Origin of the sequence: Campylobacter subantarcticus LMG 24377 (assembly GCF_000816305.1) — a bacterium.
GTDB classification, from domain to species: domain Bacteria; phylum Campylobacterota; class Campylobacteria; order Campylobacterales; family Campylobacteraceae; genus Campylobacter_D; species Campylobacter_D subantarcticus.
In genome coordinates, this window is record NZ_CP007773.1 from 920,884 (window position 1) to 944,184 (window position 23,301).

Genomic DNA, 23,301 nt, shown 5'->3' on the forward strand with positions numbered 1-23,301 from the left:
TATATCAAAAATTACATGTAGTTCAATAAACTCATTTGAGAAATTTTAGAAGTTGCTGAAAGCATTGCTTGGTATGAAACCATAGTTTGCATAAACATCATATAAGTTTGCCCATAATCAGCATCAGTTACACCACTTTTTATAGAAGCTACATTGATATTTAAAAAAGTCATTCTTTTGTTAGTTTCTTCTATATTATTTGTATACGCACCGATGGTAGTTTGCATTTTTCTAACATGCTCTTGCAAGTGATCAATTCTCTCTAACGCTCCTTGCAAACCTGTATTTCTAGGATCACTTCCTTCTGAATCAGCTCTCATAGTGCCATTTAAAACCGCATCAATCATCTCATCTAAGTCTTTAATTAGATCAATATTTGGTTCATCAATAGTCAAAGAATTATTTGCACTAAATACAAAACCTGATCCATTGCGTATTTCTCCTGCTGGAGGAAAGTTGCTATTTGAATTTGAATCTTTAATAGTAAGACCTATATTAGTATTACTTGAAAATTTATCAGTAATGCTGATACGACCTTTATAATCCATACTGACTTCAACAAAACCCTTAGAGTCGCTTATATTTTGTTGAATAGTTTGAAACCCAGCATCATCAACAACGCCATTATTTACATTTATAGTTGCAGTAGGAACATTACCGCTAGCAAACATACCTATAATATCATTTAATTGACCATAAGTAATATCCTCAGGTCTTGTTTGCACCCCGCTTGCAGTTTCAGTTGCTTCATTGTATTGAGAATGAGTGATAGGAAAACTTATGTTTTGACCTGGATTATTTGGATCAGGGTAGCTTACTGTTGAATTTCCTAAATCAATAGTTACATTATAAGTTCGTCCATTTTTAGAAGTAATCTCCATTTGGAGTCGCTGACCTTGCATGCTACCATTGGCATTTGCAACTACTTCACTAAGCTTTGTACTATCTGTTGCGTATTCGCTTGTTCCTTTCACCACTTGAGAAACATTACCAAAAACAGTATTACCATCTTTTTCAAAAGGCACATCAAAATCAGCTCCATTGGTTTTATTGCCATTGATATTGCTTTTTATAAAGTCTGTTTTGTGTATATCTACAGTAAATTGTTGGTTATTAACCTCGATAGTAACCGGACTTCTTGTGTTATTTAAATTCCCTCCATGTGCGGCTTGCATGATACGATCGGTCACATCTTCCATGCTGATACCTTCAGCATCTGCAGCGGCTTTTAAAGCTTTAATTTGCTCTGCATCTTGAAGCTGCGGAGTCATAGCAACTGCATGAAAGTCTAAAGAACTACTTCCCTCTTTTAAGCTTTTGATTTCAATTTGACCACTATCATTAATCGTTACATCTACTACTTTGTTGCCTTCTGTGTTACCATATAGTTTACCTATGTTATTTAACACATCATCTATTTTCGCATCAGGATCTATATCTAAAGTAGCTTTAAAACTTGTTCCATCGGGTCTTACCCCTTGAACATACATTGATGAGTGCGGAAAGGGAAGTTTTTCCTCATAATTACTGTCAAAATGTTTATCTGGATCGAGTTCACCATTTTGGACATAATTTTGTCCTATAAGATGTGAAAATTTAGACTCTCCATCTAAAATTTTTTCATTTTCAGGAGAAGTTGTATAACGATTATCTTTAAAAGAAACATTAGTAGATATAATTTTATTGATATTTGAATCAGGTTTAAAAAATAAATCCCAACCTGGAATATTATAAGGAATTTGGGTTCCTGCTCCACTTACAACATAAATATTATCTTTATTACCAGAATAATTTCCATATTTATCAAAAGGTTTGTTTGCACTATTTGATCCACCAAATAAATATTGTCCATTAATACTAGTATTTGCAATATTTACAATAGAATCTCTCACAAGTTGCAGTTCTTTTGCAATAGCCTCTCTAGATTCTTTAGAATTACCATCACTTGCGGCTTTAGTTAAAAGTGTTTTAAATTTCTCCAAAAGCTCTGTAATATTTTTTAATGCTGTATCTGTATTTCTTGCTAACTCCATAGCAGATTGAGTTCCTTGAATTACCTGACCTATATTAGCTAGCTCATACTCTAATCTTGAACCATTAATATAAGTATTAGCATTTTCCCAAGAGTGTTGAATAAGCTGACCTGTTTGTAATTGTAAATTATATTTATTCAACAAAGACTGTCCATCATTGTAACTTTGTATAGATGTATAGAAATTATACTGATTGCTAATTCTCATAATTTTACTCCACAGATAATTTTTTTAAGTATAATAAAGCAAAAAAAGTTCCAAAATTTGAAAATATTTTAATATTTCATATCAAATATTTTATTTTTTTTTAATATTTTTTTAGTATAATCCCAATCATTGCAAAAAGCCCGAGTGGTGAAACTGGTAGACGCGCCAGACTCAAAATCTGGTAAGGGCAACCTTGTGTCGGTTCGAGTCCGACCTCGGGCACCATTACTTTTCAAAGTGTTTTTTAATTTTTTTAAAAAGCTCAGGGAGCGGTTTTGGTAGCGGTTTTTTTCTCAAAAATTAATTTTTAATACTCCATATTAAAATAATATAATTTATCATTATAATCTAAAAAAAAGAAATTGACTTTTATAAAAATATTTAAAAAAGAATAAAATAAAAATACATTTTACTTTTTTATATTCAATTGCTAATTCATTTTCTATTTCTTTTTTTATTAAAAGAAGACAGTATAAACTAAATACATTAATTTATTTATTTTATTCATAAGGCTTTAAAATTAGTTAAACCATTAAAACATATGAAATTTTATAATTATTAGCATTGGTAAAATAATGGTTTCTCGGCTTTTTCGGTTTTTTGCTTTTAGGATTAAGCAAATATTATTTTATATACATCTTAATCTTTTTATCAAAAATATAAAAAAATTATTTTAATTTAAAATTATTATAAAATTATATCACTTAGTATTTTTAAGCTAGCGATTAGCTGGAGCTGCGATCCTTTTTATATTTTATTAAACTATAAGGAGGTGATCATGATTGATATTAAAATAAAAATTAATCTGATTTTATCTTTTTTATTTTTTATAAAAATGAAATTTATTTTAGTTGGATCGCTAGCTTAAAAATACTCTCATTTTTTCTTAAAATATATCTTCATTTTATTAAAGTTATAAAAAAATATCCAAAAAAATACAAGTTAATTTTTTCAAAAAATCTTACCTTTTTTTGTTTTGATAAAAAGTTTAGTAAAATGGAAATTTTAAGCTGTATTTTAAAGCTTTCTTTTTGGAGTTTTATAGGTTAAAATTTATAAAAAAAGCCCATTTTAAAATAATCACTACACCATGCTAAGCAGATATACCGTTTTCGTTACCTTTAGCCTAAAAAGTATATATTTCGTATATTTTGATAAATTTTTGGTGTATTTTTTATAGATTTTTATAAAATTTGTCATTTTTGTTAAAAATAATCGTTTTTGCAATACATTACTTCGTAAGTATTAGATTATATGTTTTTGTTACCTTTAGTATTTTTTTGAGATTTGCTGTGTTTTTTTAAAAAATGAAAATGTTATGATTTTGTAATTTTTGTATGATAAAATATTATAAATTTTTGTTAAAAAAGGCAAGTTATTCTGTGTTTAAAAATACATTTTTCAAAAAAAACTGTATCTGCTGATAATCCTAAAGATGAGATAAAACTAGATGAAACTCCTACACAAAACAAAAGTGATAGATTAGAAAAAATAATTCACACTTGGGTAGTAAATTGCACTAAATATTCTTTAAAAAATCCTTATGATACAAGACGCATTAACAGAAAAAATGGCTGTATCAAATTCGTCTTAAGAATCTTTAAAGAAACTAAAAATGAAGGTGCTTTAATTGGCATTAGCTCTTCGCTTTATGATAAATATAAAAATCTCTATAAATCAAAACTTGCTAGAGTAAAGCAATCAAGTAAAATAAAAAGCTTACAAGAAAAATATCCTGATTTAGATATTATCAATGCTTATAAATATGCCATATTAAGCAATAAATGTGCTTTATTAAATGAAGATGTTAAAGACTTTGAAAATATTATAAAGATTTTATTGCAATTAAATACCGCCAAATATAAACAAAAATAAGCTTAAAATCAAAAATCTACTATAAAGCAATATCAACATAGCATTAAATAATTAAAATCGATTTATGAGCTTGTTTTGTGTTATAATTTATTTTGCATAGATTTTATTAATCAATAGTTTTATTTTTTATAGGTAAAAGAGTTTTAAATATAGATAGAATATTAGAAAATAATTTAACTAATGCACTTAACGAACTTCAACAAACATTATCTAATTCTTATTTAGAATTGTATTCTTGCACCACAAACAAACACCTTCAATTAGTTTTTTCATCTTTACATAATAACATTATAGAGTGTTTTAAAAAAATGAACGAACGTCTTCCATCTACCGAAAAAGCAATAAACATTATTTGGCCGACTATAGTAGAAAGTTAAAAACCAATATAGAGTTAGCTTTGCACTTACAGAAAGAATTTAAAAACAGTGAGTTATCTTTTGAGATAGATAAATATTATTACAATATTTTTAAACAGTGCTTAGATTTTTTAGAAAATAGTAGAGGTAGTGAGATTCCTTTAGGAATGAAAAAAATAACTACTTATGAAAAAATATATCTATTTTTATTTTGTCAAACAAAATAAATATTCCAAACATACTCAGAAAGTGCACTTTAACTTCTATTGGTAGTGGATCTTATGCTAATTTTTATCAATGTCATTTTGCATTAAAGAGACTAAATAAGGCTGCCAACGATAAAGAATTTAATTAGATTTGTTAAAGAGTATGAAATAATGAGAAGTGTTAACAATCCTTATATTCTAAAAGTATATTCTATGAGTGAAAAAAGAAGGAATATATTATGGAGTATACTGATTTCATTTTAGAAAAATATATAAAAAATTATAACCAAAAGCTTTCAAACGGTGAAAGAATTTCCTTAGATTATCAAGTGCTCAAAGGGATTGAAATTCTATGGAACAATAATATATTACATAGGGACATTAGTTTTAATAATATCTTGCTGAAGTTATATGATAATATTTATCCTGTGATAAAAATTTCTGATTTTAGATTAGCAAAAGAAATTAATAGCGATTTAACAAGTATTGATACAGAAATAAAAGGAAGTTTAAATGATTTTTCTACCTTGAAAATTAAAGGTTTTAATGAGTATAACATTAAAGATGAGCTTTATGCGTTAACTCAAGTCTTGTATTTTATAGCTACAGGCAAAAAGAATGTAAAAAAAGCAAATTGTGATTTTTTAAAAAAAGGAATTGGTGAAGACAAGGAAAACAGATATAAATAAAAGTGGATTTTATTTCTTTTTTAAAAGCAAAATAACTAGGTTAAACTAGTTATTTTGGATAGTATTAATTAATTCTTGTGCCATTTCAATAACATCTTGTGATTTATTGTGTTTTAAAATATAAACCCCATTTTTATCTTTTTTTCTAAAACAAAATCACTATTTATATTTTCCATACTAAAATCATCATTCAATTTTATAAGCCATCCATTTTTATTACATGATATTATTTCTATTTTATCAGCAATTTTAATATATTCAGATCTTTGTTCATCTTCTATCAAACTAACTTCATTTTTATCATCAAAATTTATATTAGATATTTCTTTGTATATTTCTTTGTATAATATTTTTACATAAGTATTTACATATTTGCTACCCATTGTTTCGCCATACATTTTATTTATGTTAAAATTATCTTCATCATCATACCAAACAAAATAATTTTTTTCTATATTATTAAATATTTTATCTCCATATTTAATGAAATAATAAATCCAACTAGTATAGTCTATATTACTTTCGTTATTGAGATAATCTGAAATCAAATGCTCTAATATTTTATTTGAATCATAATCTGAAAAATTATCCTTAATAAATTTATATTTTTTAAAAAAATTATAAAATAAATTTATGTAATTTTCTATATCATCTTGATTATTCTTGGTTAATAAGATTTCCCATTTATTATTAACACCAAAGTAATATTTTGAACCAGAGCCAGCAAAACCAATATATTTTACATAGTCATCTATGGTTAGCAAAGACCTAATAATTAAATGAGTTTCACTATTAAAAATTTTATCAATATTATCACTTGCAAATTCTAACAATTCTTTATCTTCGAACAAAAAGAAAGATAGATCTCCACAAATATATTTATAATCTTCTAATTTTTGAATAACGCATTTTAAATTATTGTCATTTTGTGTATATTTTGCTTTATACACTTCTTGATCCAATGAATCTTTGCTTATATCCGTATTTGTTAATTTTACTTCATTATTGATTAGGTGGGTATATATATTTTCTTTTGCATTAACTAAAGACATATTTAATATATAATGTAATTTTTCATAAGATAAAGTAGCAGTATAATCTATTTTACCTTGCTTTAAAGCTCTAATTCTTTGAGTTAAATTTCTTACAATTCTAAGTTTATCTAATAAATTTACAACATTAATATTGCCTTCATTTTCTACAAAATTACTAATGATGATGAATAATAATATTTTTTGCTGTAAATTAATCAGATTACCCTTATCATTATTAATTACTTTTATTAATAAATCTGGATATTTATCAAATAAAGCTAATTTATTTTTTTCAAAATTATCTGAAAGGTTTTCCTTGTTAAAATTAGCTATATTTTCTAAGTATTTAATAGCTTTAAAGAAGAAATCAATATTTTCATCATTAAAATACACATTTTCAATCAACTTACTAATGTTTTTTTTCATATTTTCAAAATCAGCAACTGCTGTTTTTTCTTTATTTTTTACATGAAGCATTTCACTGATAAAATAAAAAAAATTCATAAAAGCATCATCTATCAAATAGTGTTTATTTTTAAAACCTAATCTCCAAAACAAGTCTGTCCACTCGCCATCAATATTTTTTATAAAATATTCTTTGAAGGGATTTTTCTTTTTACTAATTAGAAATTTTTCAAATTCTGCTTTAAAAATTTCAAAATCTGTTAATTTTTTACCTCTAGCATTCATTTTTATATATAAATCATCATCTAAATTAAAATTCTCTAGTTTAATAAAATAAAATTTAAGTAATTCTAATTTATCAAAGAATTCTTCGTTGTTAAATTTTTTATGTATATCATCTATCATTGCTAGCATAGATTTAATAGTAGGATCATTATCCCAAAAATATAAAAACCAACTGCTGTTTTTAATTTTTTCAGATAATTTATCACCATCTTCAAAAGTATTAAATTCTTCTTGTATTAATTTTTTGACAAAACTCTCTTGAACTAGCTCTAGTTTCATAAGTAAATTTTTTTAAAAAATCTATTTCTTTATCTTCCTTTTTTCCGAAGTACCAATAAAGTAAAAAAATAGTAGTCAGTCTTTGTTGTCCATCAAGCGGCAAAAAAACATCATTTTTAACACTTCCATAAATAAAATCTAAACGCATTTCTTTATTATTGTTCAAGTGTGCAAGAATATTGTCTAAAAATTTATTCCTAATAACACTAGCCTCAATTCTTCCTTGCGCATAATCTCTCTGTATAATAGGAATTTTAATTTGACATTCTTCAATTAATTTTTTAAAATTGGTAATATTTTTAAGCATTGTTATTCTCCATTTTTTATAAAAATTTTGATTTTTTCTTCAATAGCTTTTAAATACGAATCTTGATCACTACTAGTCCAAAAATAAATATTTTTTACATCATCAAATTTTTCACTATAATACTTCATAAACACATTTTTAGTGCATAAAGGGATGAATTTTCCATTTTTTTCATCTTCTTTTAATTTATTTCTTTTAATAGCAAATATATGATTGCTAAGCCTACTATTTGTATCAAGCGAAAGCAAAGTCAAATTAGCTATACTATGTTTATCTTCAGGACTAAAATATTCAAAAACATCATTAGTTATATCAGCAAATTTTTTATCATCAATGTTTTCATTTATATTATTAATAAGTTTTTTTAATAATGAAGTTGTTTGTTCATTCGAATTATCATCTTGAAGTAATTTTAAAACATCAATAATTTCTTTTATCCATTGTTTTTTTTCATCTTTGCTTTTTATGGTAAATCTGCTTTGAGGATTTATGTGCTCTAAGCTCCATTTTTCTGATATAAATTTATCAAATGAAAATCTTATATCACTCTCTAAGTATGTAGCTATGTTAAATAGCAATAATATCTTCTTTATCTCCTTTTTATTATATTCATAGCTCATTTCCTTTATTTCACTTATATTTTTTACATTTACACGCTTACTAATTTGCTCCTCTATAAATAGCATAAAATCCTCTTTGCTCTTTTTTGAAGATTCTTTATAAAGATTAACTAGTGATTTTTCGCTTTCTTTGTTTTCTAAAACATTTAAAACATTTAAAACATTTAAATAGCCTATTAAATGATATAACTTATGATTTTCATACCAATATTTAAATGTTAAAAATATTTTTTTAACTTCTAGCCAAATTTCATCTAATTGTTTAAATTTATCATTTTCAAAATTTAATTCTTCAGAAAAAAATCTATAAATTGCATAAGAGTCTTCATATTTTTCATCTTTTTTTATTTTATAGTAAGTTTTAAACAAAAGCTCTATTCTTGCTGGATAATCTTCATCGCTAGTTAAAAATCTCCAAAATTCGTTGTTTTGTAAGGCATATTCCATTTCATCCCATTCTTTAGAAATTTCAATTTGTCTTAAATCAACTTCTTCTTTTTTAAAGTTATTGCTATTTAAAAATAAGGCTTTGATTAATTCGGCATTAGTTAATGGAATTTTTCCATTATTTATTCTTGAGAATACTTCCCTTTCATCTTCATTATCTTCTATTTCATGCCATATAATTCTCACATTTTTTGCTATATTATTTTGTGATGTTAAAATTCTAAAAAATTCTTGCCTTCTGTTGTTATTTTCACTAAACCATTTTTCAATATATTCATAAGCCTTACTCATATAATAAAAATCAATATTTAATTCTTTTTCATTTGTTTTGTATCTTTCTTGTATATTTTCTAAAAAATCTTTACTATCTTCTCTAGTTTCATATTCTATTTTAAATGATTCATATCTACTATCATCCATATATAATTTAAAATGAGAAAGAATCATATATATAGTAGTAAGTCTTTGTTGCCCATCAACTAATTTATATTTTTTTCATCTTGTTCGTATTTTTTTACAATAATCGGCTGTAAGCAATAAAAACTATCTTTCTTATCATCTTCTTTTTCACAAAAATTCCATATATCTTCTAATAAATCTCTAACTTGTATTTCATCCCATCTATAACCCCTTTGATAAGATGGAATTACAAAATTCAACCCAAATAAATCATTTATTGATTTAATATCACTCATTATCTTCTCCAAATATCTTTTTTTCATTTTGTTCTATAAAATCTAAAATGCTCATAATTTCACCTAAATTATTAAGTTCCATTTTAGATATTTTTTTATCATACTCTTCTTTTGTTCTTTTTTTGATTTCAAAGAACTCTTTCTTATACTCTTCTTTAGGTATTTTTTTATCACTATATAAACAAAATCCTAATTCTAGTGTATACAAATCTTTATTTTCATTTTTAACTTGATTATAAATTTCTCGATTAAAATCATCTATTTCTTGTTGTGTAACTTCAATTACAATATAACTCAATAATCTCAAAAGGTATATTGTATAATAATACTTATCATTTATATTTTTATTTTTTAAATTGGTTATAAATTCTGATATTTTTGTATTAAAACTATCTTCTAATTTTATTTTTTTATTAATTAGTATATTAAAAACACTATAAAACATATTTGAACGCTGTAAAGCTAATGTATTATAACCACCAAATCTACCACTTAAAAACGCATTTATATATTTTTTAATAATATTAGTTATATTAGAGAAATCTAAATTTTTATTTTTTTGGTATTGATTAGATAAAAAATAGTTCATACCATCATATTGAGAAATTCCTAATAAATTATTTTCTAATTTTTCATTAAAATTATCTATAATTAGATTAAAATTTTCTTGAGTTAAATTTATCCAAGAGCTAAATGCTAAAAAATTATCAAATAATTTACTATATTTAGTTGTAATAAATCCTTGAGTAATAAAATTTTTACAAATATTTTTATAGATCTTATTTATATCTTCATTATTGTCTAATTTTAATACATAGCTTTGCTTAAAATATTTATCAAAAATATTTTTTAAATCTTGATTTTCAACATACTTAATGGCAAAGCTAAATAAATATATATCTATGTCGATAGATATATTTTCTTCTTTATTTTTTTCTTTTTGCAATCCTTCATTAGCCGAATAAATTAAAAATGACTTTACAACATTGTCATATATAGATTCTAAAGAACACATAAGTTTTAAATCTATTTCTATGTTAAGTATTTTTTGAAAAATATTACTGATTAGATATATATTATTATTTATATTAAAACCACCATTTTTATAGTTATTATAATCTCTTGAAATTTTTTCTTGTAATTCGTTAATTTTAATCAAGTTTTTATCTATATAGCTATCTAGCTCTTTTAAAGATTTGACCTCTAATCTATTCTTTTTAGGTAATTTTAAATAAAGCTCATCTGCATCAATTTTATTCATCTCTTTTAAATAAGTTCTTATTTGTTCTTCATTTTCTTTGGTTACACCTTTAAAAATAAAATTTTTTCTATTTATTTCACTTATAAACCAAGTAGTATAATCTTTATTTTTAAAAGCATTTTTAGATACTCTTTTTAGAGTATTATAAGATTGTATATAATGTTCATTTTGATAAAGCCAAAAAGCTAAGTTTAGTTCTTCTTCATCACTTAGATCTTTCAATGAAAGTTCTTTTATTTCTTTTTCTATATTATCATAATTGAAATATAAAATATTTTCTATATCTTTTTTATCTTTATAATCAGGTTTTATGTATTTATTGTTTATGTAAATTAAAGTTTTGGTTAAATTAGCTATTGCTTTGTAGTTTTTTTCATCAACAAAGTTAATTAATTTTTTATTATTTATTGATATACAATCAATATCAAAGCTAATATCTTTTGTATCCAATGTGAAATAATTTTTAAAATCTTTTACAAAAGATTTTAAAATTACAAATTTGCAATTTCTATATTTTTGTAAAAATTCTTCTACTTTGTCATTTATCTCTTGATTGTTTAATTTATTCAAAATTAAACAATTTTCATCAATATCGTTAAAAAATAAATTTAATACATTGTCAATAGAATTATTAATTTCATTTTTAAAAAAGAAATCATATAAAAATTGTTCATAATCATTTTTTTTATATATTTCATCTAAATATAAAATATAAATATTTTTATTTTTATAAAAATCAAATTCTAATTTATCAAATTTTTTATTTATTTTGACAAGATATACAGGTTTTATGTTGCTAGCTTTAGAATTTACCCATGAAATGATTTGTTTTACATTGCTATCACTAAGCGAATATCCCATTAAAACTACCAAATCAGTAGAAAAAATACCTTTGATATAATTTTCTATTAAGGGAAAATTATCAGAATATTTTAGATAATCATCTTCTTTAAAAACTATATTTTGATCTTCTAAACTCCCATGCATTTTAATAAGCTTTGAAAATCCAGTTGCAAATCCTATATCTTCATCTTTTTTTATAATATTATAAAAACAACCTTCCTCATCTATTGCTTTTTCAAATAGATTATCCCAATTAGTAGTGATAAGATTTTTTAGATTTAATTTTACTATTTTTTTATGCAAGTCGTTTGGTTGTTTATTATTAGGAATAAATTCGCTTAGCTTTTGATAATAATAATTTTCTCCAAACTGATTATAAAATTTTTCTGCTAAAACTAAATTATATTCAGAATATTTTTCGTTGCCATAAAGTTCTTTTGAAATATCTTCTATAAGTTTACTCCAAGTAGGTAAGCGAGAATTAGCACTTATGCCAGCTCCTGCAAATATACTTAAATAATTTTCATCGAGCGCTTTTTTAATATTTTTAATACTAGTATTTAAAAATACTTCATATTGTTCTTTCTTCATCACTCACATTCCATTTTGCCAATCTCATCTATCAAATCAACGCTTTTTATAGATAAATCAATGATTTTTAAAAGAAGTTCATAGATATATTTACCACCTTGATAATCATTTGGATTATTTTCTATTAAACTTTTTTTATCTATGCTTATTTGGTATCTATCGATAATCCAATCAATCGCACTTTTGCCATTGATTTTATACTCATAAGCAATATTTGGTATATTTTTTATAGTGATATTTTGATTATAAAAAATATCATTTCCTAGTTTTTTCATCTTAGTGACTTTGTAAAATTCATCATTGCTTATATCAGCTAAGATACCATCTTTAAATTCTACTTCTTTAAACATCTCATTGTTTTCATAGTTTAAATGTAAAGTGGCTAGTTTTTTACCCAAAATGCTTAAGTTTTTAAAATCTTTACTTATAGGCACTCTTGGAGCTTCTTTTGAAAGTTCAAATTTGCATTTTTCTAAATAGCCTTTGTGATTTAAAATAGCATATATATAATAAAATATATCTTCTTTGTTTATAGTTTCATCTTTTAATTGTTTTTTAAATTCATCTAAAGCAAAATCACTTATAGCGTATTCTTTACTTCCATTTTCTTGATAAAAATAAAGCGGAAAAGCTTGAGTGTTGGCTAAAGTTTGATAGTCGGTTATAGAATTTACTATAAAAGATGAAAATTCTTTAGTCGCCATTAAACTTGTTAAAATCAATAAATTCTCATCTGTATTTTTAGGAAATAATTTTGAAAATTGAGATTGTTCTTCATTCCAAGTTTTATCCCAGTAAAGATATTCTTTAGTAAAGGGACGATGAGAAATTTCTCTTATATTTTCTTGATTAAAATCTGTAAGGGGTATTTTAATAAGAATATGTAACTATCTCTAAATAATTTTAGCAAAACTCCCAAATAATAGGCTTTTAAAACATATAAAAACAACTTTTTATCTTTCCAAATCTAAAGCGTAAAATATCCCAAATATCCCAAAATATCCGTTTTATCCCAAGAAAGTGATTAAATACTGTTTAAAAGGCAGATAAATGCGAAGTTTATTTTTAAATTTTAAATCCTAAAAAATGTTTTACTCTCCAAAGATAGTTACATTTTTACTTAAAATAAACTTATATTTTATTTTTAATGTAACTATCTTTATAAAACGCTATATAATCATAATTTAACCATTTTTTATATAAAAATAATATGTAACTATCTATAGCTTTAAGGTTTGAAGGATAGTTACATATAAAACTTAAACTTTTTTTAAAATAAACTTAAAAATCAACCTTTCAAAATAAAATCTTTTCATTGCTTTTTGCAATTTTTTGTTAAATTCTTTTAAATTAAAATAAAAGGATTGAACATGCAAATGCAAGAAGTAATTGAGAAGTTAAAAGACATACTTGCAAGTGAAGGTAAGTGCGAATTAAAAACAAAAGATATAGCTAAAGAATTAGGTATCCACCCAGACACTTTTAATTCTATGAAATTTAGAAACTCCATTCCTTATGCACACATTTTAAACTTCTTAGAAAAAAGAAATATTAGCATTAATTACTTCTTTTATGGAAGCTCTCCAAAAGATCAATTAGAATGTGAATACAAATATAAAATTTTAAAACTATATAAAACCAATGCTAGCTTAGGTGGAGGTGGTATTAATGATATTTTAGACTTTGAAAACATATTAATAGATCAAAAGATATTAGATTTTTTTAAAACAAAAGATTGTGAGCTTATTACTTGCTATGGTGAGAGTATGGAGCCAATTATCAAAGATAGAAGTATTTGCGTAATAGATAGAAATAAAACTTTTAAGAATAAAAGTATTTGCATAGTTAATACTAAAGATGGACTTTTTATCAAACAAGTTTTAAAACAAGATAATGGAGTGATTTTACACTCTTTAAATCCTTTATATAAAGACATATTTTATAAAAATGGAGATTTTTTGCTAATTGGCGTGGTAGTTGGAGAGCTTTCTAAGATCTAACAGCACACAATAAGCTAAGCCAAGCTATTGTGTGCTTAATCAACAAAAGGAGAAAAAATGAAAGAGATTAAAAACTATACTGATGAAGAATTAAAAGAAAAAATCATGCAGGATTTAGAGGATGAATTTAAAATTTTGTATAAAAGACTTTTAAAAGAAAAAGATTATCTAGTAAGAGATAATATCTTAGAGCTTATGACTATTTATAATATGGGTATAAACTCTTACTCAATCGCAAAAATACTTGAAATAAATGAAGAAAAAACCATTATACAAGTGCCTTTATTTGAAAGATATATAATCGGTAGAAAATTTGTAGTTCAATACAATAGCAAAAAACAAAGATATGAATTAAAAAGTACTTTTTGTGAATTTTAAGGGGTTAAAAATGAGTATAAAATATCCAAATATAAAAGTTAAATTGGTCGGAGAAGATGGTAATGCTTTTTCAATTTTAGCTAGAGTTGATAGTGCTTTAAAAAAAGCTAAAATAGACAAAGATATTAGAGATGAGTTTTTCAAAGAAGCTACAAGTAAAGACTATAATCATTTATTAAATGTAGTATCAAGTTGGGTTAAAACAATATAGCTTACAACAGCACACATTCAGCTAAGCCAAGCTAATGTTGTCTTATCAAAACAAAAGGAGATAAGATGAATAGAATAATATCAGATATAAGACAAGGTGTTAGCAAGGGATTTATAAATGCAATTTGCAATGGCAACAATGATGTTGTATTAGAGTATCTTAAAAACGGTATGAGTGCTACTAAAGAATGTATGGGCGAACAACCTATGTTTTATGCTATTAATCATAATAATTTTGGAGCTATTTTACTCTTATTAAAATACGGAGCTATTTTAGAAAAAGATTATCTAGAAGAATACAAAGAAAATTTTAGAAAAGAAGCTTTAGAATTTTTAGCTTCTTTGCTTAAGTAAAAGAGAATATTATATTCTCTTAACTTTATTCTTAAAAGTTCATTATTAAAACCTCCTTGCTCTCTTTTCTTTTTAAAACATTATTATTTAAAGAATATCTTATCTTTAATTCTTTAATATTAAAGCCCCTATAAAGCTCTCTTACAAGCTCACAATCATTATAAGAAAGCATAAATTTGCCCTTGATGTTTTTTAACAACTCATTTAATAGTTTATGCTCTTTTATTCCAAAACCATTAGTGTTTTTATAATAATTTTCAGTCCCCACATAAGGTGGATCTAAATAAAACAAAGCTTCATTATAATCATATTCTTTTAAAATATATTCAAAGCTTTTATTCTCAATACTAGCATGTTTAAGCCTTTGTGTATGTAAGCTAAAATCTCTAAGCAATCTTTTTGGCGCTCTTTGTTTGCTCATAGCAAATTGCCCCATGTTTGATCCAAAAGAAGTACTAATAAGATAAAAATAAAAAGCAGCTCTTTCTATATCATTTCTTGGCTTTAATTCTTTATTTTTTATCATTGCAAATATCTTTCTACTCACTAACATAGAATTAAGCACATTTGCTAAGCTTTGTGGTTTATTTCTAATACAAAGATGTAGATTAATAAGCTCGTTATTTATATCATTAATAACTTCTATTTTTGAAGGACTTTTTTGATAAAAAACACTCAAAGCTCCACCAAAAACTTCTATATAAGTTTTATGCTCTGGCATTAAAGCAATGATTTCTTTAGCTAAATAGTTTTTACCACCCAACCAAGCAAAGGCGGCTTTTAATTTAGTTTGTGTAGGTTTAGTTTGTGTGCTAGTTTTTAGAAATTTGTTTATAGTGTTCATAACAAATTCCTTTTAAAATAAAATTTAATTAGCTAGCTTCTAAAAAGAAGGTTATAATGCTTTTGCTAGTTTTTAGAAAGGAGAGCTTATGGCTTTCCTATTTTAGTTTTTGCTAATTTTTTTAATAAAATCTTTAGTATCTTCATAAATTGTTTCTCTTACGCTTTTATGTAAAACATTGTTATTATCTATTGGTAAAAAAGCTCTTGCTGGTATATATTTGCTACCATATTGATGAGTAAGTCCATATTTAAAACCTTTCTTGCTTTGTATATTATTAAAAACTTCTACACTATTTTTACTAACTTTACTTTGCCAATTCGTTTCTTTGCTTAACTCACCATCTCTTTTTAAAATACCATTATTTTTTCCTTCTTTAATTTTTTGTTTTATTGTTGCTGGTTTTAAACCTTGCCATTTTTGCCCAAAAATACTACGCTCATTTTTAAAAGAATCTATGATAGCATTTCTTATACTTTCTCCAGCACCTGCTAAAATGCTTTGCCCATGTTTATCCATATCTATTAATTTATCACAAGCCTTAAAAAAGTTTTCAAGTCCTTTAATCTCTATATAATCGCTCATAAATTACCCATAAATTGTAGTATTGATTTTATTTTGCTCTTGTTTTCTTAAAGCATCAAATATGCTTTTTTGTATAGCAGTAGCAAACTCTTGCATATTAAAATTACCATCTTTTGTGGCTATATTAAAAGTACCATTGACCGTTACATTGATACTGCCATTGTTAAAGCTTGGAGTAGAATTAATTGGTATTTGTTTGATGCTTTTTGTTTCTAAAATTTCATTTGTTTGTGGTAATTCATCCCCATAAGCATTAATAATCTTTTCTTCACTTTGTTTATTGGTACTTACTTTGACTTCATCATCATTTAAACCAAAAAATCCTAAAACATCATTTATGAAATTTCCTACAGAAGCTATTGCTTCACTAATCCAAGAAAGTTTATCTCCAAACCACTCAAACATACCACCAAAAATACTATAAAAGAAGTCGCTTATTCCTTGCCAAATAGAATTAAAAATATTTGCTATTGGCTCAAAAATAGGTTTAAGCCATTCTATAAAAGAGACAAACCAAATCTTAACTTTATCCCAGTTAGCTATAATAACTCCTGCAATAATACCAATTGCAGCCAATGCAATACCAAGTGGACTAGTAAGCATTGTTATGGTTAAAAATTTAATATATCTTGCTACATTTATAAAAGCTTTAGAAAGATTTGCTAGTGCAAGGTTTAATCCTATAACAGCTTTTTTATAAATAATCGCTGCAATCACACTAGCTATTAGTCTGATTCTTACTAGTTTTAATGCAAGAGCTTTACCAATAAGTGATATTTTTGAAATATTACAAGAATTGGCAAAAGCTAAAAGATGAATTCTTGCTGCTATTAAGGCATTTTTGAATAAAAGAGTGGAATCTTTAACATAGTTTTTAGCAAATGCATATGCTAATATTGCTGGTTTTGCAAGTAAAAAAGTAACGGTAGCTGTAGCTATAATTGTACTAAGTACTGGAAAATTTGAAAGTAAGGTATCTATGATATTAGCAACAAAGCTAAAACCTAAAGCTACTGATTTAACTACAGGGAGCAAAGCATCTGAAAATTTAATTGCAATGGCAGTAATGTTATTGCCAAGTATTTTTAAAGCAGCAGCTGTTGTATCACATTTATTAGCTAATTCTTTATCCATAGACCCTTTTTTCTCTTCAGAATTTGCCATTTTTAAAAGTTCTTGGTAACGATCATAATTATTCATAAGTGTTGTAATAGATCGTATTGTTCCTTGATCTACACCAAAAATATTAGTCATAACACCTATTTGCGATTCTTTATCCAGCATTTTAATCCTAGATAATAATAGATCAATAGCTTCTTGAGAGTTTTTGTTTAAAGCTTTTTTCATAAATTCACCACTAAGCCCTAATTGCATAAAAGCTTCTTCTGCTTTTTCCCCTAAAGAATCCGCAGTGGATAGTTTTACAAACATATTAGAAATTGCTGTTCCTGCAACTTCAGCAGGAATTTTCACTTCATCAAGGGTGGCCGCAAGTGCAGCCATATTTTCTCTTTGAAGTCCTACAAGATTGCCCATTCCACCAATTCTACTTATAATATCTACTATATTCTTAGCATCACTAGAACCTTTATCTGCTAAATAATTAATACTATCACCTAAATCTTTTATACCTTTTACATCAGTTTGTAAATTTGCCATAAGACCACCTATGGCCTCACCAGCCTCATCTGCTCCCATCTCGAAAGCAACTCCCATTGCAGTAGCTGTTTTTCCAAACTCAAGAGCTTCTTTACTAGCTAAACCTAACTTTCCTCCTTCACTTACTATTTTTGCAATCTCTTCAGCACTCATTGGTAGCTTTTTAGTTAAATCTATGATATCTTGCTTGAAATCTTTTAAACTATGTCCCTCACTAAGCTCTGTTACTTTTTTTACATCAGCCATTGCACTTTCAAAATCAATTCCAACTTTTATACTTTTACCAACAATCCCACTGCTTATTAAATTTCCTAAAGTAAAAATTTCATCTTGCAATCCTTTTCTTTGAGCTTTTAATTCTTCTCTTAGATTGCTATTTAATTTAAGGGTATCTAGTTGTTTTTGTAAGCCACTAATGCCGAGTTTGGTTTTTGCTGCTACTTTTTCTAAATTATTAAAATCTTTAACTATTTTACCAACAGCACTTGCATTTTTAGTCACTAAACCTAAAACAACACCAATTCCAATACTTCCAGCATTTTCCATATTCAACCCTTTTTAAGTGTTTGTATTTTAAAATCTTTGCTATGAAAGTTTTAAAATTTATTAACGATGATATGATTTCACACATTGCTTTATTACTAACAACACTTATACCTGCTTTTTTAATAAGTTATCAAAGTGCAAATGATGGTTTTTTTAATACAATAGCTATTTTTATTTTTTCTTATTTTATAGGCATTATCATAACTGCTATTTTAATGATGATTGTGCCACCTATTACACTTTTAATTGTTTTACCAACTTGGTGTTTAATTGCAGTTTTAGACTTTGTTTTATATGTAGCTTTAAAATTTTGTTCTTTTAAAAATAAAACAATCAAAAACTCTTAGCCTTTAACAACTCTTTTGCCATTTCTAAAGCTTTTTCAAATTCTTCCAAATCTAAATCTAACACCTCATTTAAACCCCAATTTAAACTATGGCTTATAAGAGCTACAGCTTCTAAGCTATAACTCCTGCTTCTTGCAAAAAATCTTTAAGAGCATTTTGCAAAGCCATAAAATCTTTAAGATTTAATTCTTCTATGTCGCTTTCTTGTTTATTTGTAAGCGTAGCTATCATATAAATAGTTTGATCCATTTCTTTATCGCTTTTATTGGTAGCATTTTTTAAAACACGCACATTAGGTGCTTTCATTTTTAACTCTTCGCCATTTTCAAGTTTAATTAGTTTTTCTTTCATCTTTTACTCCTTTTAATGTTTAAATTTCAATTAACCAGCATTTAAATAGTTAAATTAGAGCGCACACCACTCATTAAATCAATACCATTAATCATTAAAATAGTATTTTTATGATCATAAGTAATAATTGGTATTTTGTTTCTTCTTTGCATATAAAAATGAACAGCCATTTTTACTTCAACTTCAACTTCTTTTCCGCTTTCATGATCACTTTCATTTAAACTTATAAACTCACCCATGATTTCAGCACTAATTCCATGATTATCACCTCCTTGATGCACACTTTCTCTAAAAAGAATGGGTGCTTTAATAGTGCTATAAGTTGTATGAAAAAATGCAGCATAAAGTACTGGATCAACCACAGAAAGTTTAAAAGAGATTTCTAATGGTTTTAACACGCCACTACCATAATTTGCACTTAAAACTCCTTTTGTTTCTATCATTTCTTGCTCTATATCAGGAAGTTTTAGATTTCTAACTACTCCTAAGTAACCCTGACCATCTATATAAACATTACATTCTTGTATAACTTCCCCGATTCTTCTTTTCATTTTTACTCTCCTTGCATAGTTTTAATCAAATCATCACTCCACTCATCTGAGTATTTGAAGTTAATGGTTAGTTGTTTTACAATTGGGTTATTCATGATTTTTACTTTTAAGTAAAACTTACCAGCACTAACATTACTTGGAGTGTTTTGCTCTTCATCCCACTCTACATCATAGCCAATTAAAACCTTAGCACCTTTTAAATTTCTTAGCATTTCCTCAACACTAATTTTCACAAAATAAAGCTCACTAGCTTTTTTATCAATTGCTTTAAAAGAAGCCTTTTGGGCTGATATGGCTATACGATCAAAAGTTCTTACTCTTGCTAAATCTTGCCATATGGTATCTTCATCACTACTTTCCCCGCCCCAAGTTCTAAAGCCCTCATAAAGAATACAAGTTGAAATATGATTTTTTCTTAATCTATCTGCATCACAATCTTCACCCATAATAAATTCCACAAAATGCTCGCTTCCAGTTACTCCATTCATAACTCTATTGGAGTAAGAATCACTAAAGCCATATTCTTTATCTCCATCAGTATGTGCTATCATTGCTGCTATGATTGGACTTTGAGGAACATAGGTGTATTTTCCTTGGGTATTTAAAATTTGCACCCAAGGCCAAGTGGCAACCAATCTTTTTGAACTAAAACTTTCCATAGCATTAATAGCTTCTCCAGCATTGTTTGCATATAAATCTACTATAGCTGTAATATTCATAGCCTCTGCCACGCTTTGAAGTTTAGCTTTTATACCTGCTTCATGAGAATAATAAGGATCGATGATTAAATCAGGAGCAAAGCCTGTGCGATGCTTTGCTTTTTTAAACATTTCTATTGCTTCACTTGCATTTGCTAAAGTGTTTTCATCCTCTGTATCTTTTTCAAAAAAACTAATGATAATCACATTAGAAACATTTTGTAAATTAATGCATTCTAAAGTGTCTAAGAGTCTAAAATCTTGTAAATTATGCTCTTTAATCAAATCACCTACAAACTCTTTTGCCTTGCTTACATTAGAAAAAGCAAAAATTGGCATAGTTTGAGCACTCTCATATCCAGCTTTAGCATAAATCATATCTTTACTTGCACCCTCAATCACTCCAGCTATACCTATAGGTGTATCACTTTGTATAGATACACCACTTGCTGCACCATTTTCTATAGTAAAATTAACTCCATAATTAGCTGCCATTATTTAACTCCTTTTTTTGTGGTTTTTGTTGTCTTTTTGTTTTTTTGATTTGTTGGTGTAATTAAAAACAAATTTGCAAACTGACCATAATTACTAAATAAATTATTTTGCTCATCATTACTATGAGTATTACTTTGATAATAAGCTTTATAATAATCATCAAAGATATATCCAGCGTGATTTTCATTTTCTTTGGCAGTGCCAAAAGGTGGTAAAACTTGAACTTCATAAGGAATAATCTCTTTAATTACATCAGCTTTTGCGATAATCTTTTCAACACTTAAACTATGTATATAAACTTGACCGTAATACCCAGTGCCTCTTGCAAAAAACTTACTAGGAACTTCATCATTAAAAAGTATGATTTCTACCTCATACTCTCCATTTGAATTCCATAAGCTACAAGTTGTCCAAGATTGACCACTTGCAGCAGTATTGTCAAAATTAAAATAACGCATTAAAGATTGATGGATATTATGAGTAGATCTATAAATACCAGTTGTTTTAATTTTTCCTAAAACTTCATCTTTAGTTAATACTTGAGAAAGACAATCTATTCTTTGTGGTTGTGCGGCATTAGAAGTTCCACCTAAACCACTTTTTTGTATAATAAAATTACCTTCATCATAATTTGTGCTTAAACTCTCATCAAGTTTTACAGTATGAGCAAAGCCGTTAGAAAAAGCAAATAACACATCACTCAAACAACCACCATATTGCCCTGATAAAGTTTTCACTTTAAATTTTATTTTTGTATATTCTTCATTAGCTAACTTTTTCTTAGAAAACAAATCAAGCCATACTGAACCTTTTCCTTGATTTCTTATGCATAAATAAATAGTAGAGCTTTCCTCGTTAACATAATTTATTAGTGTTCCAACTTCAGCTTTTATATCAGGATTTGGCAACTCATAAGAAGTGATAAAACCTGCATCTTTTTGTGGTAGATTACTTACAATTTCTTCCACTATAGGTTGTAATTCTTCTTTGGAAACACCTTCGCCTTTTAAAGAAGCTAAAAACTCATCTTCACTTTTTCCTGCATTGCCTTCTTTGCCAAGCCAAATTTCATAAGCACTCTGTCCATTTTCTCCTTTGGCTCCAGTGTCTCCTTTTTCGCCTTTAATACCTTTAATTCCTTCTAGTTTATTATCTATAAGACCTTCTATAAATTCTTTATCGATTACTTCTGGTTTTTGAATTGGAGGTTTTATTAAATTACCTTGTCCATCTTCTGGTATATAAGAAATGCCATAATCCATTTAAACTCCTTTAAATACCTTTTAAAAAGCATTTAATTGCATGAAAGCTATTGCACGCATGATAAAAAATAAAAGTTTTAACACTAGAACATCCTAAGGCTTGCATAGCTTCTTTTAAAGCTAAATCTGCTAATTTATAATCATTTCTAGAATTAGCTCTTTCACATAAATAATCATGCACAACAACTGCACTTAAATATTCAGGTGAGTTTGGTGGAAAAATACTCCAAAAAATTCTAGGAATATTTGCCCCATTGCTTGTAAAATTAGCGGGTATTTTTCCTTTAAAGCTTTTTAAACTAAACTCATAATCTTGCACAAGTATAAATCTATCTTTGCTAAATGGTTTTAAAATTACTTTTTTCATTATTCCTCCCAAACGATAGCTTCTAAATCTTGCTTAGATTTAGCTTGATATACTTTTTGTTTTAATGCATTAGCTTTAAAAGTAATTTCTTGAGTATGATAAGCTACACTTGAAGCAAATTTTAAAAAATCTTGTGGTGTAAAAGTTATTTTTTCATCGTTTTTGTCAATCCAAATAATTTCAGAAATTAAGTTAGTCCCACTTTGCATATCAAGCATTAAATTAGTTACAGCTCCATTGATGTTGAGTTTATCTTTTTGGCTTGTTTGGAAAGTATGCTCATTATAAATAAGTCCGCTTTCTAAAGCCTCATCTCTTTTAGCTCTTATTTCATTAAGTTTGTTTTCTTTTATCTCTCTTAGTAAAACCTCTTCACTTTTAGGAGGATTTGTTATTAGATTAAACTCTTCTTCACTAATTTCAGTTAACCCCACTTTTATTTGTTCATCTCTAACATCATCTTCATAAGCATATAATTGGTTATTATCATTTGTATCTTTAAAATATCTCATTTATGTCTC

The 23,301-nt window shown here is 26.1% G+C and carries 22 protein-coding genes and 1 tRNA gene; 7 read left to right on the plus strand and 16 right to left on the minus strand.

Annotated elements, in window-relative coordinates; genetic code table 11:
• Window positions 1–11: 11 nt before the first annotated feature.
• A complete protein-coding gene (flgL, locus tag CSUB8523_RS04835; RefSeq protein ID WP_043019800.1) occupies window positions 12–2,240 on the minus strand; it encodes a flagellar hook-associated protein FlgL in 2,229 nt (742 codons plus the stop codon).
• A 138-nt stretch (window positions 2,241–2,378) separates the two neighbouring features.
• Between flgL and CSUB8523_RS04840 the strand changes: the two genes are divergently transcribed.
• Window positions 2,379–2,465 (plus strand) — tRNA-Leu (locus CSUB8523_RS04840).
• Between the two features lie 2,451 nt (window positions 2,466–4,916).
• Window positions 4,917–5,366 carry a protein kinase domain-containing protein gene (locus tag CSUB8523_RS10395; protein ID WP_235362573.1) on the plus strand — a complete coding sequence of 150 codons (450 nt, stop codon included), beginning with the start codon at window positions 4,917–4,919 and terminating at the stop codon, window positions 5,364–5,366.
• Window positions 5,367–5,479: 113 nt separating this feature from the next.
• On the opposite strand, the gene CSUB8523_RS04850 is transcribed toward CSUB8523_RS10395, so the two are convergent.
• From CSUB8523_RS04850 to CSUB8523_RS04865, 6 genes are read right to left on the minus strand one after another with little or no spacing between them, the layout of a single operon-like run.
• Window positions 5,480–7,369 (minus strand): hypothetical protein, encoded by a 1,890-nt coding sequence (locus tag CSUB8523_RS04850; RefSeq protein WP_167333023.1) that lies wholly within the window; start codon window positions 7,367–7,369, stop codon window positions 5,480–5,482.
• On the minus strand, window positions 7,311–7,676 hold the full coding sequence (locus tag CSUB8523_RS10170) for a DUF262 domain-containing protein (protein WP_167333024.1): 366 nt from the start codon (window positions 7,674–7,676) through the stop codon (window positions 7,311–7,313). Before CSUB8523_RS10170 ends, CSUB8523_RS04850 begins: the two co-directional genes overlap by 59 nt.
• 2 nt (window positions 7,677–7,678) lie before the next feature.
• Window positions 7,679–9,190 carry a GmrSD restriction endonuclease domain-containing protein gene (locus CSUB8523_RS04855; RefSeq protein ID WP_167333045.1) on the minus strand — a complete coding sequence of 504 codons (1,512 nt, stop codon included), beginning with the start codon at window positions 9,188–9,190 and terminating at the stop codon, window positions 7,679–7,681.
• A gap of 32 nt (window positions 9,191–9,222) precedes the next feature.
• Window positions 9,223–9,438: a DUF262 domain-containing protein gene (locus CSUB8523_RS10515; RefSeq protein ID WP_167333025.1), complete on the minus strand. Its 216-nt coding sequence runs from the start codon at window positions 9,436–9,438 to the stop codon at window positions 9,223–9,225.
• Window positions 9,431–12,133, minus strand: a complete 2,703-nt coding sequence (locus tag CSUB8523_RS09640; protein ID WP_069107229.1) for an SIR2 family protein — start codon at window positions 12,131–12,133, stop codon at window positions 9,431–9,433. Before CSUB8523_RS09640 ends, CSUB8523_RS10515 begins: the two co-directional genes overlap by 8 nt.
• Window positions 12,133–13,014 (minus strand): type ISP restriction/modification enzyme, encoded by an 882-nt coding sequence (locus CSUB8523_RS04865; RefSeq protein WP_335334109.1) that lies wholly within the window; start codon window positions 13,012–13,014, stop codon window positions 12,133–12,135. Before CSUB8523_RS04865 ends, CSUB8523_RS09640 begins: the two co-directional genes overlap by 1 nt.
• A gap of 489 nt (window positions 13,015–13,503) precedes the next feature.
• On the opposite strand from CSUB8523_RS04865, the gene CSUB8523_RS04870 reads away from it, so the two are divergent.
• From CSUB8523_RS04870 to CSUB8523_RS04885, 4 genes are all read left to right on the plus strand, one after another.
• Window positions 13,504–14,133, plus strand: a complete 630-nt coding sequence (locus CSUB8523_RS04870; RefSeq protein WP_039663861.1) for a S24 family peptidase — start codon at window positions 13,504–13,506, stop codon at window positions 14,131–14,133.
• 57 nt (window positions 14,134–14,190) lie between these two features.
• On the plus strand, window positions 14,191–14,511 hold the full coding sequence (locus CSUB8523_RS04875; protein ID WP_043019801.1) for a hypothetical protein: 321 nt from the start codon (window positions 14,191–14,193) through the stop codon (window positions 14,509–14,511).
• Window positions 14,512–14,527: 16 nt separating this feature from the next.
• Window positions 14,528–14,722: a hypothetical protein gene (locus CSUB8523_RS04880; RefSeq protein ID WP_039664819.1), complete on the plus strand. Its 195-nt coding sequence runs from the start codon at window positions 14,528–14,530 to the stop codon at window positions 14,720–14,722.
• 65 nt (window positions 14,723–14,787) lie between these two features.
• On the plus strand, window positions 14,788–15,075 hold the full coding sequence (locus tag CSUB8523_RS04885) for an ankyrin repeat domain-containing protein (RefSeq protein WP_043019802.1): 288 nt from the start codon (window positions 14,788–14,790) through the stop codon (window positions 15,073–15,075).
• A gap of 31 nt (window positions 15,076–15,106) precedes the next feature.
• Here the strand turns inward: CSUB8523_RS04885 and CSUB8523_RS04890 are convergent, their stop codons facing one another.
• The 3 genes from CSUB8523_RS04890 to CSUB8523_RS04900 form a co-directional block, all read right to left on the minus strand.
• Window positions 15,107–15,919 (minus strand): DNA adenine methylase, encoded by an 813-nt coding sequence (locus CSUB8523_RS04890; RefSeq protein ID WP_039663867.1) that lies wholly within the window; start codon window positions 15,917–15,919, stop codon window positions 15,107–15,109.
• Window positions 15,920–16,021: 102 nt separating this feature from the next.
• A complete protein-coding gene (locus tag CSUB8523_RS04895) occupies window positions 16,022–16,504 on the minus strand; it encodes a phage virion morphogenesis protein (protein WP_043019803.1) in 483 nt (160 codons plus the stop codon).
• A gap of 3 nt (window positions 16,505–16,507) precedes the next feature.
• Window positions 16,508–18,709 carry a phage tail tape measure protein gene (locus CSUB8523_RS04900; protein WP_043019804.1) on the minus strand — a complete coding sequence of 734 codons (2,202 nt, stop codon included), beginning with the start codon at window positions 18,707–18,709 and terminating at the stop codon, window positions 16,508–16,510.
• 41 nt (window positions 18,710–18,750) lie between these two features.
• Between CSUB8523_RS04900 and CSUB8523_RS04905 the strand changes: the two genes are divergently transcribed.
• Window positions 18,751–19,056 carry a hypothetical protein gene (locus CSUB8523_RS04905; RefSeq protein ID WP_043019805.1) on the plus strand — a complete coding sequence of 102 codons (306 nt, stop codon included), beginning with the start codon at window positions 18,751–18,753 and terminating at the stop codon, window positions 19,054–19,056.
• 111 nt (window positions 19,057–19,167) lie between these two features.
• Here CSUB8523_RS04905 and CSUB8523_RS04910 read toward each other — a convergent pair whose 3' ends face one another.
• Genes CSUB8523_RS04910 through CSUB8523_RS04935 form a run of 6 tightly spaced genes read right to left on the minus strand, consistent with a single transcriptional unit; the run spans window position 19,168 to window position 23,292 of the window.
• Window positions 19,168–19,407 carry a phage tail assembly protein gene (locus tag CSUB8523_RS04910; RefSeq protein WP_039663876.1) on the minus strand — a complete coding sequence of 80 codons (240 nt, stop codon included), beginning with the start codon at window positions 19,405–19,407 and terminating at the stop codon, window positions 19,168–19,170.
• A 41-nt stretch (window positions 19,408–19,448) separates the two neighbouring features.
• On the minus strand, window positions 19,449–19,958 hold the full coding sequence (locus CSUB8523_RS04915) for a phage contractile tail tube protein, P2 family (RefSeq protein WP_039663878.1): 510 nt from the start codon (window positions 19,956–19,958) through the stop codon (window positions 19,449–19,451).
• A 2-nt stretch (window positions 19,959–19,960) separates the two neighbouring features.
• The gene (locus CSUB8523_RS04920) at window positions 19,961–21,151 is read right to left on the minus strand and encodes a phage tail sheath family protein (RefSeq protein ID WP_043019806.1); all 1,191 of its coding nucleotides are present in this window, start codon (window positions 21,149–21,151) and stop codon (window positions 19,961–19,963) included.
• Window positions 21,151–22,413: a hypothetical protein gene (locus tag CSUB8523_RS04925; RefSeq protein ID WP_043019807.1), complete on the minus strand. Its 1,263-nt coding sequence runs from the start codon at window positions 22,411–22,413 to the stop codon at window positions 21,151–21,153. Before CSUB8523_RS04925 ends, CSUB8523_RS04920 begins: the two co-directional genes overlap by 1 nt.
• A 10-nt stretch (window positions 22,414–22,423) precedes the next feature.
• Entirely contained in the window at window positions 22,424–22,780 is a 357-nt protein-coding gene (locus CSUB8523_RS04930) for a DUF1353 domain-containing protein (RefSeq protein WP_043019808.1), read from the minus strand.
• Window positions 22,780–23,292 (minus strand): DUF4376 domain-containing protein, encoded by a 513-nt coding sequence (locus tag CSUB8523_RS04935; RefSeq protein WP_043019809.1) that lies wholly within the window; start codon window positions 23,290–23,292, stop codon window positions 22,780–22,782. The genes CSUB8523_RS04930 and CSUB8523_RS04935 overlap by 1 nt, the downstream gene beginning before the upstream one ends.
• Between the last annotated feature and the right edge of the window lie 9 nt (window positions 23,293–23,301).

What these genes read in the sequence shown, in the direction of transcription:
- CSUB8523_RS04895 (WP_043019803.1), bottom strand. Translation starts at nt 16,504, where the DNA reads ATGAGCGATTATATAGAGATTAAAGGACTTGAAAACTTTTTTAAGGCT.
- CSUB8523_RS04890 (WP_039663867.1), bottom strand. Translation starts at nt 15,919, where the DNA reads ATGAACACTATAAACAAATTTCTAAAAACTAGCACACAAACTAAACCT.
- CSUB8523_RS10395 (WP_235362573.1), top strand. Translation starts at nt 4,917, where the DNA reads ATGGAGTATACTGATTTCATTTTAGAAAAATATATAAAAAATTATAAC.
- CSUB8523_RS04915 (WP_039663878.1), bottom strand. Translation starts at nt 19,958, where the DNA reads ATGAAAAGAAGAATCGGGGAAGTTATACAAGAATGTAATGTTTATATA.
- CSUB8523_RS04875 (WP_043019801.1), top strand. Translation starts at nt 14,191, where the DNA reads ATGAAAGAGATTAAAAACTATACTGATGAAGAATTAAAAGAAAAAATC.
- CSUB8523_RS10170 (WP_167333024.1), bottom strand. Translation starts at nt 7,676, where the DNA reads ATGCTTAAAAATATTACCAATTTTAAAAAATTAATTGAAGAATGTCAA.
- CSUB8523_RS04870 (WP_039663861.1), top strand. Translation starts at nt 13,504, where the DNA reads ATGCAAATGCAAGAAGTAATTGAGAAGTTAAAAGACATACTTGCAAGT.
- flgL (WP_043019800.1), bottom strand. Translation starts at nt 2,240, where the DNA reads ATGAGAATTAGCAATCAGTATAATTTCTATACATCTATACAAAGTTAC.
- CSUB8523_RS04855 (WP_167333045.1), bottom strand. Translation starts at nt 9,190, where the DNA reads ATGATTCTTTCTCATTTTAAATTATATATGGATGATAGTAGATATGAA.
- CSUB8523_RS04930 (WP_043019808.1), bottom strand. Translation starts at nt 22,780, where the DNA reads ATGAAAAAAGTAATTTTAAAACCATTTAGCAAAGATAGATTTATACTT.
- CSUB8523_RS09640 (WP_069107229.1), bottom strand. Translation starts at nt 12,133, where the DNA reads ATGAAGAAAGAACAATATGAAGTATTTTTAAATACTAGTATTAAAAAT.
- CSUB8523_RS04935 (WP_043019809.1), bottom strand. Translation starts at nt 23,292, where the DNA reads ATGAGATATTTTAAAGATACAAATGATAATAACCAATTATATGCTTAT.
- CSUB8523_RS04900 (WP_043019804.1), bottom strand. Translation starts at nt 18,709, where the DNA reads ATGGAAAATGCTGGAAGTATTGGAATTGGTGTTGTTTTAGGTTTAGTG.
- CSUB8523_RS04920 (WP_043019806.1), bottom strand. Translation starts at nt 21,151, where the DNA reads ATGGCAGCTAATTATGGAGTTAATTTTACTATAGAAAATGGTGCAGCA.
- CSUB8523_RS10515 (WP_167333025.1), bottom strand. Translation starts at nt 9,438, where the DNA reads ATGAGTGATATTAAATCAATAAATGATTTATTTGGGTTGAATTTTGTA.
- CSUB8523_RS04925 (WP_043019807.1), bottom strand. Translation starts at nt 22,413, where the DNA reads ATGGATTATGGCATTTCTTATATACCAGAAGATGGACAAGGTAATTTA.
- CSUB8523_RS04910 (WP_039663876.1), bottom strand. Translation starts at nt 19,407, where the DNA reads ATGAAAGAAAAACTAATTAAACTTGAAAATGGCGAAGAGTTAAAAATG.
- CSUB8523_RS04850 (WP_167333023.1), bottom strand. Translation starts at nt 7,369, where the DNA reads ATGAAACTAGAGCTAGTTCAAGAGAGTTTTGTCAAAAAATTAATACAA.
- CSUB8523_RS04885 (WP_043019802.1), top strand. Translation starts at nt 14,788, where the DNA reads ATGAATAGAATAATATCAGATATAAGACAAGGTGTTAGCAAGGGATTT.
- CSUB8523_RS04905 (WP_043019805.1), top strand. Translation starts at nt 18,751, where the DNA reads ATGAAAGTTTTAAAATTTATTAACGATGATATGATTTCACACATTGCT.